The following is a 12,096-nucleotide window of genomic DNA, read 5'->3' on the forward strand; positions in this document are numbered from 1 at the left end:
GTATTATCCCAACAGGTAGATCACGGGGAAAAGCAGGATCCAGACCAGATCGACCATGTGCCAGAACTGCGCACCTGCCTCAATGTTGCGTGGATCGTCACGCCAGGTGACCAGCAGCAGGATACCGACCCCTGCCAACACATGTGCGGCGTGAAACCCGGTCAGCAGATAATAGAACAGGAAAAATGGGTGGGTCTCATAGGTGATCCCCTGTGCGGCTTTGCCCGCGTATTCCGCACCTTTGATGATCAGGAACACGACACCCAGCACGGCGGCAGTGATCAAGGCCATTCGAGCCACGCCCCGGCGCGCGATTTTTCGCCACTGCAGCGCCTGCGCCGCCAGATAGCCCGAAGTGACCAGCACCACCGTGTTTAGCGCTGCCCCTGTCCGGTAAAGGTGCGATTGAGCCTCGGCAAATCCTGTCGGGTCGGTCAGGCGCACGCCCATAAAGGCAATCAGGCCCGCGCCGAAAACCAGCAATTCCGAGATGATCAGAACCCACATCAGCAGCTCGCCCGGAAGCTCATCGATCAAAGAGGCGTCGCTCATGCTCCAACCAGTTGGCGGTAGATCTGAGGCAGGGCCATGATCAGCCGGTGCGGGTCGGGGATGACGGCGAAGCCGCCTTGACCGAACATGCGCGGGAACCAGCTTTTGCCGGTTTTGTCGATGGTAACGCCAAAGACCGATTGCCCTGCCCTACGCGCCTCGCGCACGGCCATGCAGGTGTCTTCGATACCGTGGCGACCCTCGTAATGGTCCAGGTCGTTGGGTTTGCCGTCAGTGATGATCAATAGCAACCGGCGTTTGCGCGATTGGCTGGCCAGATCGGCGGAACAATGGCGTATTGCGGCGCCGAGGCGGGTATAGTGGCCGGGGCGCAGCGAGGCGATGCGCTGTTCCACCAAACTACCCATCGGCTCATCGAAGCGTTTACAGCGCTGCACATAAACCCGCTGGCGTTTCAGCGAGCTGAAGGCGTGGATGGCGAAATCGTCGCCGCAGGCGTTCAGACCCCAGGCGAGTGCTGCAAGAGCCTCGCGTTCAATGTCGATTACGGCGCGGCCTGTGACGGCGCTTTCGGTCGAGCGGCTGACATCCAGCAGGATAGACACCGCCAAATCGCGCGCCTCGGGGCGCGATTGCATCCAAATACGTTCGGTGCCTTCGCCATTGGCACAACGGTCTACCTGCGCCCGAACGGCTGCCTCGATATCCAATTGATCACCATCCAGATGACCGCGCGTCATCACGCGGCCCGGGCGCAGCGCCTCGAACTGGCGTTTCACGGCGCGGATGCGGCGGGCAGTGGCGGGGTCTTTGCCGAACTCGGCGGCATCTTCGCGAATCTCGGCATCCGAGGTCAGAACGTTGACATGATCGGGCAAGTATTGGCCGATGCGCACGTCCCATTCGGGATACAAAACCCGTCCCGACAGGCGTTCGCGGTTCACGTCCTCCGGAGCGAGGTCCAGATGAAGTTTCAGTTTGGTCGGCGGCGCCTTCGAGATCTGACCCAAGCCAATCTCTTCCTGATCATCGGCGGCTTTCTTGGCGTTATCAGGATCGTCATCGTCGATGCGCCGGTTGATGTTCAGGAACTCAGCCCAACTGAGGATCGCTTCGAACTTGTGCAGGATGAAACTGTCGCTGCGGTTGGCCTGATCCGATTTGCGGCGGCGGGCACGGTGAGTTTTTTCGCCGGATTCCTCAGGTGGTCCTTCGGTTTCGGGGTTCTCCACTTCGTTATGTTCGGAGAACCCGACCGGGCGCAACTCGGGCCACAGCGGGACAGGCCGGAAATGCTGATAGCCGCGCGGGGCAGTGAGGTCGTCATCCAACGCTAGATGATGTTCAGCCTTTGGCGACAAAGGCGCGGGGTCACCCAGCATGTGGCGGACCAATTCTTCAACCGCTGCCTCGACGGGTGGCAGCCCGGAAATGTCGCGTTGATACAGAACGCCCTTGCACAGCTCGGTATAAAGCGGGCGCAGGCCGGGGGCGTTTCGCAACGCCGCCTCGACCATCTGTCGGACGGCGACAAGCGCATGCAGGTCGGCGCGCAACGGGTCGTCTTCGTCGATACGAGTTCCGGCATGTGCAGCGGCGGCGGCCAGCCAGACATAAAGCGCACCGTTGGCTTCACGCGCGGGAAACACCGCCAGCCGATCCGGCAAACGCAGAACTTCGCCATCGAACGACGCACGCGGCATCATCTCGGCCTCGGTTGCCAGACGACGACGCCACCCCAGACGGTGGCGCGAAATCTCGGGCGAGACCGGGCGCAATTCTACGCCCGGACTACCCCCAAGTCCTCGAAAGAGGACTGCCAGCCGCCCTGCGACCTCTGAGAGGTCGACCGCGGCTCCATCATGCACTTCAGGTGCATCAAGGCGACTGGCAAGGGTGTGCCACAGTTTCCCGATCGTTTCTTCGGGTTCCCATGGCTCAAAATCGATCCTGACCATCGGCCGGCCTCACCCAAAGACAGCCGTGACAAGATCGAGGAGCCCGCGTTTGATATCCTCATCATCAGTCAGAGGTTCGATCATTGCGGCGAGGATGGCGCGGTCGGTGGACATGCCCTGTGCGATCAGCGTCGCGGCATAAACGACCAGCCGGGTGGACACGCCTTCCTCAAGGTCCTGACCCTTAAGCCCGCGCAACTTACCTGCAAGGCGTACCAGCGGTTTACAGCGTTCAAGCGGCAAACCGCTTTCTTGCGCGACGACTTCGGCCTCCATCTCGGGCGAAGGAAAGTCGAATTCCAGCGAGATGAACCGCTGCCTGGTCGAGGGTTTCAGGGTTTTCAGGATATTCTGGTATCCGGGGTTGTACGAGGCCACCAGCATGAAGCCGGGCGCGGCCTCCAGCTCTTCGCCGGTGCGGTCGACCGGCAGGATGCGCCGGTCATCGGTCAGCGGGTGCAGCACAACGGTGACATCCTTGCGGGCTTCGACCACCTCATCAAGGTAGCAGATCGCGCCTTCGCGCACCGCACGAGTCAGAGGGCCATCAACCCAGACGGTTTCGCCGCCCTTCAACAGGTAGCGACCGATCAGGTCGGCGGCGGCGAGGTCATCGTGGCAGGCTACGGTGTAAAGCGGGCGGCCAAGCTTGGCGGCCATGTGGGCCACAAAGCGGGTCTTGCCGCAACCTGTTGGGCCTTTCAGCAAGACCGGCAGGTCGTTGTTGTAGGCGGCGGTGAACACATCGCATTCATCGCTTTGGGCGAGGTAGAAGGGGGCGTTCGCCGCCCCCTCATTCAGTTTCATGGAGCCATCCATATCCATTACTCCGCAGGGGTTTCAGAGGCACCGGGTTCAATCACCTCTTTCCGGGGCACCCAGATCGAGTAGATGAACAGCAGCGCACCAAGCACCACAACCACACCAGAGCCAAGACGCATCCAGTAGAAGATCGCGATCTGGTCCTGCACGTCCATGAAGTAGTCACCGACCACACGTTGCATGTGAGTCTGCACGGTACCACCGAAGGTCAGGACGAAGGTCATGAAGACCATGCCGCTGGTCATAAGCCAGAACGAGCCCATGTTCAGAACCTGATTGTAGGGATCACGGTTCTTCAGGATCGGCATCGCATAGCTGAAGATCGCCAGGTTGAGGCAGACATAAGCACCGTAGAAGGCCAGGTGACCGTGGGCTGCGGTGATCTGCGTGCCATGGGTATAGTAGTTCACCCCGTGCAGCGTGTGCAGGAAGCCCCAGACACCGGCACCGAAGAAGGCAAGCGTTGCACAGCCCAGTGACCACAGCAGAGCAGCCTTGTTAGGGTGGTCACGACGGCCCTTCCAGACCATGACGAAGGCAAAGGCCATCATCGCGAAGAACGGGATCACCTCGAGGCTTGAGAAGATCGAACCGATCCACTGCCAATAGCCGGGTGTACCGATCCAATAGTAGTGGTGACCTGTCCCAAGGATGCCCGAGAACAGCGCGGCGGCGACGATGACATAGAGCCATTTCTCGACCACCTCACGGTCAACGCCCGTAAGCTTCAGCATCAGGTAGGCCAGGATCGAGGCCATGATCAGCTCCCATACGCCTTCGACCCATAGGTGGACGACATACCACCAGTATTGCTTGTCGAGCGACAGGTTGCCCGGGTTGTAGAAAGCAAACAGGAACAGAAGCGCCAGACCCCAGAGGCCCAGAACAAGGATGCTCGAAATCGCCGTCTTCTTGCCCTTCAGTACGGTCAGTGACACGTTGTAAAGGAACATCAGCGCGGCCACGACGATGCCCGCCTTGACCCATTTGGGTTGTTCAAGGAACTCGCGCCCCTCTTTGCCCAGCAGCCAGTTGCCTTCGAACAGGTTGAAGACATAGGTCACGACCACGCCCAGCGTGCCAACCACAAGAATAATCAACTGCAGATAGGCCAGCTTGGTCGAATGGATCTCGCGCTCGGTCTCTTCGGGGATCAGGAAGTAGGCCGCACCGAAGAAGCCCAGCAGCAGCCAGACGATCAGAGAGTTGGTGTGCAGCATCCGTACGATATTGAACGGCAGAAGCTCACTCAGGAAGTTCGGGAATACATAGATGAAACCGGCCAGCAGGCCGCCGATTACCTGTACCGCGAACAGGGCCATCGCTACTGCGAAGTAGGCGTAGGCGATTTTTTGGGATTCGTATTTCATTGCTCCGTTCCCTTTCTCAGCCTGCCTCGTTGGGCGGCCAGCCCTGCGCATCGATGTTGTCCGTCCAGATCAAGAAGTTGGTCAGATCGCGGATCTCTTCGTCGCTGAGGTTGAAATTGGGCATCTGCCGACGACCGGGAATGCCGGTCGGCTGCGCCTCCATCCAGCCCTTGAGCGCTTCAAAGGCCGATTCCGGGTCGTCCAGCACACCCCAGCGGGTCATCACATTCCCGACTTCCGGCGCGTAGTAGGCGCCCTCGCCTAGGATCGTGTGACAGTTGATGCAGGCATGTTTTTCCCAGACATGTTTGCCCCGAACCACACTGTCATCAAGCTTCGCCGAATTCTCGGAGTTGACGATGTACCAGTGCGAGTGGGCCGACAGGGCCAGGAAGATGAGGATGAAGAACAGTGACCCGCCATAGAATATGTTGCGAGCCATGCTCTTTGTCATGACTTCTCGCATTGCGCTCTCCTTTGCGCAGATTAGCTAGTCTGATGACAATGGCGGGTGGGTCGCAGGGCTGCCTTAACGAAAGTCAAGCATGCCAAAGTAAGCTCGGAATTGGACACCTGTGGTCATAATTGCGCCAGTATCACTAAAATGCCCTCAGATTGCCTTGAAAAACAGTACTTAGAACAGCATGTTTCCGGACGTTCGAACAGTTGAAGCGAGCGTTCTCGATTTATTGGTAAATAGAGGTGCTTAGATGGCACCTGAAGCGTGGTGGTTAAAGAATGGCGAACTACTCATACATCGGATACGCACCCGGCGTCATTACGGTGAATACAATTGGGCCTGATACGATCACCCTGGACGCAAGCTATGACCCCGCGACGGACCGAAGGGTATTCAATGTTGAGGACGAGGCCGGTGGTTTCATTCGAAATGGGTTTGGCCCGCCAGTTCCCGATACCGGGGATGTTTTCAACGGCGACAGATTCAACAACGAAAATGGCGACGACGATACACAGACCGGAACAGTAACAAACCTTGATGGTTCGACAACGTTTCTGAGCGGCGACATCTATCTGGAAGAATCCTACATTCTGACGAATCCCGGCGGTGGGACAATCACTGTGTACCTTGTCGAGGTTGAAGGAACCAACGCTGGCTACATAACCTCTGAGCCCCTAGATCCCGGGGTGACGTATTCGATGAGCGTCGTCAACGTTACACCGAGCAACGCACCGGACACGACTGACCCCGGTTCCATCGTTGATGTTCCTTGTTTCTCAGCCGGAACGCTTATCGCGACACCTGATGGTGATGTCGCGATAGAAACGCTTTCCGCTGGTGACAAGGTTGTCACCTTGGATCATGGACCACAACCAATTCGCTGGATCGGCGCGCGCGCTCTGGATAGGTCTGAATTTGCGCTCAATCCCAAGCTGCGCCCGATCCGAATCGCAGCGGGCAGCCTGGGAAGCAACCTGCCGCGACGCGATCTGTTGGTCTCACCGCAGCATCGCATGTTGATCCGTTCGAGTATCGCCGTTCGCATGTTCGACAGCGAAGAGGTTCTGGTCCCAGCCCATAAGCTGGTCGGCATACCCGGCATAACCGTCGACGAGACAGCTCAGGGCGTTGTGTATTTCCATGTTCTGTTCGACCGGCATGAGATCGTGCTGGCGGAAGGCGCGCCGTCAGAAAGCCTATTCACAGGCAAGCAAGCCTTGAAAGGAATACAGCCCGAGGCGCTGGCCGAAATTGTTGCGCTCTTCCCAGAGTTAGCTTTGCCAGACCATCAACCAATCGCAGCCCGCCAGATTCCAAAGCGCGGAAGACAAATCCATACTTTGCTGCAACGGCACATTAAGAATGACAGGGCGTTGCTCCGACCTTCTTGATCTAAGAACCGTTGCTCAGGCCGCTAGACGTGGCCCGGTCAACGCGGGCCACATCGCAACCAGATACAAGACGATGGCGCAGATCCACAGCCCATCTGAGGCCAGCATCGCAACCAGATATCCCTGGTCAAACGCCGACCCGACCCAGCGCAAAACTGCGGCTGCCGCCATCAAACCGTAAGCGATCGCCATGGGTGGCGGGGCCACGAGGGCACGGCCACTATGGCCGAGGGCGGCCCGACTCATCACGGCAAGGGTCATGCCGCCGACGCAACCAATGCCCAGAACATGCAGCGCCCCGATCTCGCTGCCGAACCCCAGCACAGCCAGCCCCCACAGGATCAGGCCCAGCGCCAGCATGCCCAGCCCCAGATGCAACGCGATCAGGATCGGCTGCCGCAGTGACCAGCGTGCGCGCCAACGTGCCATGCGCAGGATCTGAGCAACGCCAAGCATCAGCGCGATAGCGCCTGATACTGGTCCGATTCCAAAGACGAGCACGCTCAGCGGCAGTGACAGTGCAAGCCCCATAGCGGCTTTATCAAACGTTCCTACCGAAATAGGCCAGTTGGATTCGGGCTCTCCCGCGCGTTTCATCGCATTTCGGGTGAAAGCTGGCGTAATGCGCCCGCCAAGTATCGCGATTAGGCTACAGAGCGTCAGCAACCCCGCCCGCAATCCGATGTCCAGCGTATCGCTGGTCACACCGATCCACTCTAAATGGGTTAACAAGTTGGCAATCCAGATCGCACTGAGCAGCAAAAGGAATACCATGTTCTGCGGTTTGGGGCGTCGGATCAGCTGAGTAGCAATCTTTGCCGCCAGAATTGGAACAAAGACCAGATCGAACACAGCGACCAGAACAGGCGGCAGCGCACCGGAGAACCACATCGCTACCCGCCCGGCCAACCAGAGACCTGCAGCCAGCATGATGAACCGGGCGCGCGCCTCTGGGGTCCCGGTCCAGTTGGGAACAGCCGTCAGAAAGAACCCGCCCAGAGCTGCTGTGGCATAGCCAAAGATCATCTCATGCGCGTGCCACATTGGGGGACTCATGGAATAGGTTGGGTCTTCGTATCCGACCAACCCGGTCTGCGTCATCAACCAAAAACCCCACGCGCCTCCCGCGAACAGACCAAAAAGTCCGGCGGACAGGAAAAAGATGCGAAACCCCTCGCCCAATACGCGCGCGATCACTGCCGACATGCCTGTTCTCCTCGGCCTCAATGGCTGTTGGAACAGGTTTAGCAAGGCCGACCAGTAATGGACTTAACCGAAATCAAGCATCCGAAAAACATGTCCCTGAAACTCAGGTTTTCCCTTTATTTTATGGCTCATTATAGCCCGTCAATTTCCAATTTGCGCGCGCTCCGTTGACTTTCGTCAAGGATGACAAACGCGTGATGTTTCACCCTAGGACCTGCCTCACCAGCAAATGGAGAGTGATCATGTCACTTGGAATCAGCTACAACAGAACTGGCCGCGCCTTAGGGGTCGGTTTGGCAATGTTGCTGGGCAGCGTCGCTGCGCCAGTCTTTGCCGAAGAGCCAACCCTGAGCAAGGAAGCCTTTGAATCATCAAAACAACTTTACTTTGAACGCTGCGCCGGTTGTCACGGTGTGTTGCGCAAAGGGGCAACCGGCAAAAGCCTTGAGCCGCTGGTTGAAACGAAGAATGACGATGGTACCGTAACCGAGTCGGGCACCCTGAAACTGGGGCAGGAGCGGCTGGAAAAAATCATCGCATGGGGCACCGAAGGCGGGATGAACAATTTCTCGGACGTGATGTCCGAAGAAGAAATCCGCGATATGGCGACCTACATCCAGATGGAGCCACCCCAACCGCCAGAAATGTCGCTTGAGCAGATGATGGCGACGCGCAAAGTCTATGTCGAACCTGAAGATTACCCGACCGAGCCGCTGCATGGCCGCAACTGGGAAAACTTCTTCGTGGTCATCGAACGTGACGTGGGCAAGGTGGCCGTGATTGACGGTGACACCAAGGAAGTGCTGGCGCATATCCCGACCGGTTATGCGGTGCACGTTCTGAAAGCCTCGGAACACCACAAATTGGAAGAACCGGAAAACCCGGGCCGCTTCTGGTACACCATGGGCCGCGACGGGAAGATGACCAAGATCGACCTGTGGCAGAACCCCGAGAACATGCTGGTTGCCGAGGTTACCATTGGTTATGACGCTCGCGACGTGGCGGTATCGGGTGACGGTAAATACGTCATCGGTGGCGCCTATTGGCCCCCTCATTTCGCCATCGTCGACGCCGAAACCATGGAGCCGAAAAAGGTTGTCTCGACCCGCGGCTACAACGTGGACGGGGATTATGTGGAAGAGGCTCGCGTGGCCGCCATCTACACCACCCCGAACGAGCCCACGTGGATCGTGGCCGTCAAGGAACTCGGTCAGCTGTGGCAGGTGGACTACTCCGATCTGGACAACCTGCGTATCGACAAGATCGACAGCGCAAAGTTCCTGCATGACGGGTTCTTTGATCCGACCGGCCGTTATTTCCAGATCGCCGCAAACGCGTCGAACAAGATGGTCGTGGTCGATACCGAGACTCACAAGCTGGAAGCTATGATCGATACCGCGCCGCTGCCGCACCCCGGCCCGGGCGCCAACTGGGATGACCCGAATTGCGGTCCTGTTGCCGGTACGACCCACTTGGGCGAAGGCACGGTTACCGTTTGGGGCAACGACCCCGAAGGCCGCCCGGACGATGCCTGGAAGGTCTGCTATGAGGTGGAAACCGACGGACCCGGTCTGTTCATCCGGACCCATCCGAACTCGGACTACATCTGGGCCGACCAAACCAAGCACCCCGAGCCTGAGATCCAGCAATCGGTGCAGGTCATCGACAAGGCAACCGGTGAGATCGTGAAAACGATCCAGATCACAGAAGAGGAAGGCAACGTCGCCGTTCACTTCGAGTTCAACCAAGACGGATCCGAGGTTTGGGTGTCCAAGTGGAACCGCTCGACCTCGAAAGAGCCAAATGGAGAGATCGTGATCTTCGACGCCAAGACGCTGGAAGAGATCGGCCGCGTGAAGGGACTGTTTGCACCCACCGGCAAGTTCAACGTCTACAACCGTTCGAACCACGTCACCTGACGGGTTTTGTACTCAGCACCGGAAAGGGCGGGCCCCTCGCCCGCCCTTTCCTCGTTTGACTCATCAGCCAAATCCACAGGCCTGACATCCAGGGCCAGAAAAAGAAGCCAAAACGGAGACCGGATATGACCTCCGAACCGGAAAAGAAAAAACCAATCTGGCGCCGGTATTTCCTGTGGGGAATGCCCGTGGCCGGGATCGCTGCGGCCTTTGCCGCCGGCATCATCTTCTGGGGCGGGTTCAACACCGCTATGGAAGCTACCAACACCAAGGAATTCTGCGTCTCGTGCCACGAGATGCGAGATTTCGTTTACGAAGAATACACCGGCACAATCCACGACGTGAACCGTTCGGGCGTAGGCGCGGTCTGTTCCGACTGTCACGTGCCCAAGGATTGGACTCACAAGATCATCCGCAAGATCAAGGCGTCCAAAGAACTGTATGGCAAGGTGGTCGGCACCATCAACACCCGCGAAAAGTTTGAAGCCAAGCGCGTACATCTGGCTATGAACGAATGGGAGCGGATGAAATCCACGGACTCGCGCGAGTGCCGCAACTGCCATGACTTCGAGTCGATGATGCCCGAGTTCCAGAAACCCCGCGCCCGTCAGCAGCACCTGAACGCGATGACCGTCGGTCAGACCTGTATTGACTGCCACAAGGGGATTGCGCACTCGGACGCCCGCGACCGGGCCGACGAAGAGTATCTGGAAAAGCTTGAAGCGCCGAACCCAGATTTCATTCGCGAAATCCCCGCCGAATATCTGGCCAGTCTCGAGCGGATCGAAGCCAAAGAAGCCGCCGATGCCGAGGCTGAGAAAGCCGCGCGTGTAGCCCAGCAAGAGGCTGTTCAGGCCCAGATCGCAGCAGCGGTTGACGCAGCCGTCGCGGAAGAGCGTGCCAAAGCTTCTGGCGAAGATGCCGCAGCCCCGGCAGGTGGCGGCAGCGATGTTGGCACAAATATCGATTGGGCCGCTGTCCCCGGTGCAGATATGAAACTGTTCTATCCCGGTCAGGCCTCGTTTGAATGGGTTCAGAACGGCAGATCCCACGGCGGAGCACGTCCTTTGACCAAGGGCGGAGACAAGTGCACCACCTGTCACGCTGCCGAACTGGACGCGATCGGCAACAAGATCGTGGCCGGTGGGGATCTGGAACCAACCCCGATCCCGGGCAAACGCGGCGTTATAGACGCCACCGTTCAAGCCGCGCATGATGATGAGACCCTGTATATCCGTCTGCAATGGCCGGATGCGGGCCACAACCCCGCCCCCTTTGTCGATGGCGGCAAGATGGACCCGGACAACCAGATCAAGGTGGCCATGATGATCACCGGCACTGGGATTGAGCTGGGCGATCAGGTCGGCTGCTGGGCCTCGTGCCATGCAGACAACAGCTACATGCCCTTTGACCCGGGTGCCGAGGCGATTGCCGCAAATGGCGATGTCTCGGGTCGGCTGAGCACGCAGGACACTGTGACCAAATACATCAGCGAAAGCCGCACCGAGGTCGAGATCAAAGGCCGCCGCGGTAAGGCGCTGGGTGGCTGGGACAAGCTGCAGGCCGCCGATCAGATCGAGCAGTATCTGGCCGAAGGCACCTATCTGGATCTGATGCGCGTCTACGCGGACGGCAGCGCCACCAACGGCTATCTGCTAGAACAGCGCGTGGTCAATGACGGTGAGATCGCCGCCTCGGCCAGCCTTGATGCAGGTATGTGGACCGTGGTCTTCACGCGCCCATTGAACTCGGGCGCAGCTGGTGACGTGCCGCTGGAGGCCGGTCAGACCTATACGGTGGGCTTTGCCATCCACGATGACTTTGCCGCCGCACGGTTCCACCACGTGACGCTGGATACCAGCCTGGCATTGGACGACGACAACGCCTTTATCAACGTCGTCAAACAATAAGGAAGAGGGGCCGGGCGATCCGGCCCCTTCCGCTTAAAAGAGGAGACTTGGACAATGAAACCCAAACACCTTCTCCCTGCGCTGCTGCTTCTGGCCGCGCCCGCATGGGCAGAGGACACCGCCGCGCTGTGTGCCGAAGCCGAAGAGCGCTATGTCGAGCTGTTCGGTCAGCCCTCCTCCGCCGTTGAGGATGCCGATGTGGTGCTGATGTACAAATACACGTTCTGCCCAGCCGAGCTAACCGTGAAACCGGGCACAACCGTGCGCTGGGTGAATGTCGATAAGCGCACCAGTCACTCGGTCCTACTGAAAGACGGCAGCGAGCCCGAAAGCGACCGTCTGTTTCCTGAGGAGACGGTTGACCTGACCTTCCTCACCCCGGGTCCGCAGGACTATCTGTGTGGCCCGCATTGGGAGACACAGAACATGATCGGCATGATCACCGTCGAACCCTGAGCCGAGGCAATCATACAGGCAAGCCGAAAGGAGCGCGGGGCAATTCCCGCGCTCCTTAACTTTAGTCAAGGAGGTTCCTTTCCGATTACGC

General features: G+C 58.7%; 10 protein-coding genes. 4 read left to right on the forward strand and 6 right to left on the reverse strand.

The genetic code is table 11. The annotated features are described in order from the left end of the window. Nucleotides 1-3 precede the first annotated feature (3 nt). Genes ACR0NE_RS19640 through ACR0NE_RS19660 form a run of 5 tightly spaced genes read right to left on the reverse strand, consistent with a single transcriptional unit; the run spans nucleotide 4 to nucleotide 5,129 of the window. On the reverse strand, nucleotides 4-552 hold the full coding sequence (locus tag ACR0NE_RS19640; RefSeq protein WP_170466515.1) for a cytochrome c oxidase subunit 3: 549 nt from the start codon (nucleotides 550-552) through the stop codon (nucleotides 4-6). After that, nucleotides 549-2,471 carry a VWA domain-containing protein gene (locus tag ACR0NE_RS19645; protein ID WP_170595061.1) on the reverse strand — a complete coding sequence of 641 codons (1,923 nt, stop codon included), beginning with the start codon at nucleotides 2,469-2,471 and terminating at the stop codon, nucleotides 549-551. Before ACR0NE_RS19645 ends, ACR0NE_RS19640 begins: the two co-directional genes overlap by 4 nt. Nucleotides 2,472-2,480: 9 nt before the next feature. Next, nucleotides 2,481-3,290, reverse strand: a complete 810-nt coding sequence (locus ACR0NE_RS19650) for a CbbQ/NirQ/NorQ/GpvN family protein (RefSeq protein WP_170595057.1) — start codon at nucleotides 3,288-3,290, stop codon at nucleotides 2,481-2,483. Nucleotides 3,291-3,295: 5 nt separating this feature from the next. Next, nucleotides 3,296-4,663, reverse strand: a complete 1,368-nt coding sequence (locus ACR0NE_RS19655; protein WP_170398155.1) for a cbb3-type cytochrome c oxidase subunit I — start codon at nucleotides 4,661-4,663, stop codon at nucleotides 3,296-3,298. A 16-nt stretch (nucleotides 4,664-4,679) separates the two neighbouring features. Continuing rightward, nucleotides 4,680-5,129 (reverse strand): c-type cytochrome, encoded by a 450-nt coding sequence (locus tag ACR0NE_RS19660; protein WP_170398152.1) that lies wholly within the window; start codon nucleotides 5,127-5,129, stop codon nucleotides 4,680-4,682. Between the two features lie 272 nt (nucleotides 5,130-5,401). On the opposite strand from ACR0NE_RS19660, the gene ACR0NE_RS19665 reads away from it, so the two are divergent. Continuing rightward, nucleotides 5,402-6,514: a Hint domain-containing protein gene (locus ACR0NE_RS19665; RefSeq protein WP_480459887.1), complete on the forward strand. Its 1,113-nt coding sequence runs from the start codon at nucleotides 5,402-5,404 to the stop codon at nucleotides 6,512-6,514. 15 nt (nucleotides 6,515-6,529) lie between these two features. Here ACR0NE_RS19665 and ACR0NE_RS19670 read toward each other — a convergent pair whose 3' ends face one another. Then, on the reverse strand, nucleotides 6,530-7,720 hold the full coding sequence (locus tag ACR0NE_RS19670; RefSeq protein ID WP_170595054.1) for an NnrS family protein: 1,191 nt from the start codon (nucleotides 7,718-7,720) through the stop codon (nucleotides 6,530-6,532). Nucleotides 7,721-7,962: 242 nt separating this feature from the next. On the opposite strand from ACR0NE_RS19670, the gene ACR0NE_RS19675 reads away from it, so the two are divergent. From ACR0NE_RS19675 to ACR0NE_RS19685, 3 genes are all read left to right on the forward strand, one after another. Beyond that, nucleotides 7,963-9,639, forward strand: coding sequence for a cytochrome D1 domain-containing protein (locus tag ACR0NE_RS19675; RefSeq protein ID WP_170398146.1), 1,677 nt, complete (start codon nucleotides 7,963-7,965; stop codon nucleotides 9,637-9,639). A gap of 125 nt (nucleotides 9,640-9,764) precedes the next feature. Beyond that, nucleotides 9,765-11,549, forward strand: a complete 1,785-nt coding sequence (locus ACR0NE_RS19680; RefSeq protein ID WP_170595051.1) for a NapC/NirT family cytochrome c — start codon at nucleotides 9,765-9,767, stop codon at nucleotides 11,547-11,549. Between the two features lie 54 nt (nucleotides 11,550-11,603). After that, nucleotides 11,604-12,005, forward strand: coding sequence for a plastocyanin/azurin family copper-binding protein (locus ACR0NE_RS19685; protein ID WP_170425535.1), 402 nt, complete (start codon nucleotides 11,604-11,606; stop codon nucleotides 12,003-12,005). Nucleotides 12,006-12,096: the final 91 nt, after the last annotated feature.

It is taken from the genome of Ruegeria sp. C9 (genome assembly GCF_056537585.1).

What these genes read in the sequence shown, in the direction of transcription:
- ACR0NE_RS19665 (WP_480459887.1), top strand. Translation starts at nt 5,402, where the DNA reads ATGGCGAACTACTCATACATCGGATACGCACCCGGCGTCATTACGGTG.
- ACR0NE_RS19680 (WP_170595051.1), top strand. Translation starts at nt 9,765, where the DNA reads ATGACCTCCGAACCGGAAAAGAAAAAACCAATCTGGCGCCGGTATTTC.
- ACR0NE_RS19655 (WP_170398155.1), bottom strand. Translation starts at nt 4,663, where the DNA reads ATGAAATACGAATCCCAAAAAATCGCCTACGCCTACTTCGCAGTAGCG.
- ACR0NE_RS19675 (WP_170398146.1), top strand. Translation starts at nt 7,963, where the DNA reads ATGTCACTTGGAATCAGCTACAACAGAACTGGCCGCGCCTTAGGGGTC.
- ACR0NE_RS19640 (WP_170466515.1), bottom strand. Translation starts at nt 552, where the DNA reads ATGAGCGACGCCTCTTTGATCGATGAGCTTCCGGGCGAGCTGCTGATG.
- ACR0NE_RS19650 (WP_170595057.1), bottom strand. Translation starts at nt 3,290, where the DNA reads ATGGATGGCTCCATGAAACTGAATGAGGGGGCGGCGAACGCCCCCTTC.
- ACR0NE_RS19660 (WP_170398152.1), bottom strand. Translation starts at nt 5,129, where the DNA reads ATGCGAGAAGTCATGACAAAGAGCATGGCTCGCAACATATTCTATGGC.
- ACR0NE_RS19685 (WP_170425535.1), top strand. Translation starts at nt 11,604, where the DNA reads ATGAAACCCAAACACCTTCTCCCTGCGCTGCTGCTTCTGGCCGCGCCC.
- ACR0NE_RS19645 (WP_170595061.1), bottom strand. Translation starts at nt 2,471, where the DNA reads ATGGTCAGGATCGATTTTGAGCCATGGGAACCCGAAGAAACGATCGGG.
- ACR0NE_RS19670 (WP_170595054.1), bottom strand. Translation starts at nt 7,720, where the DNA reads ATGTCGGCAGTGATCGCGCGCGTATTGGGCGAGGGGTTTCGCATCTTT.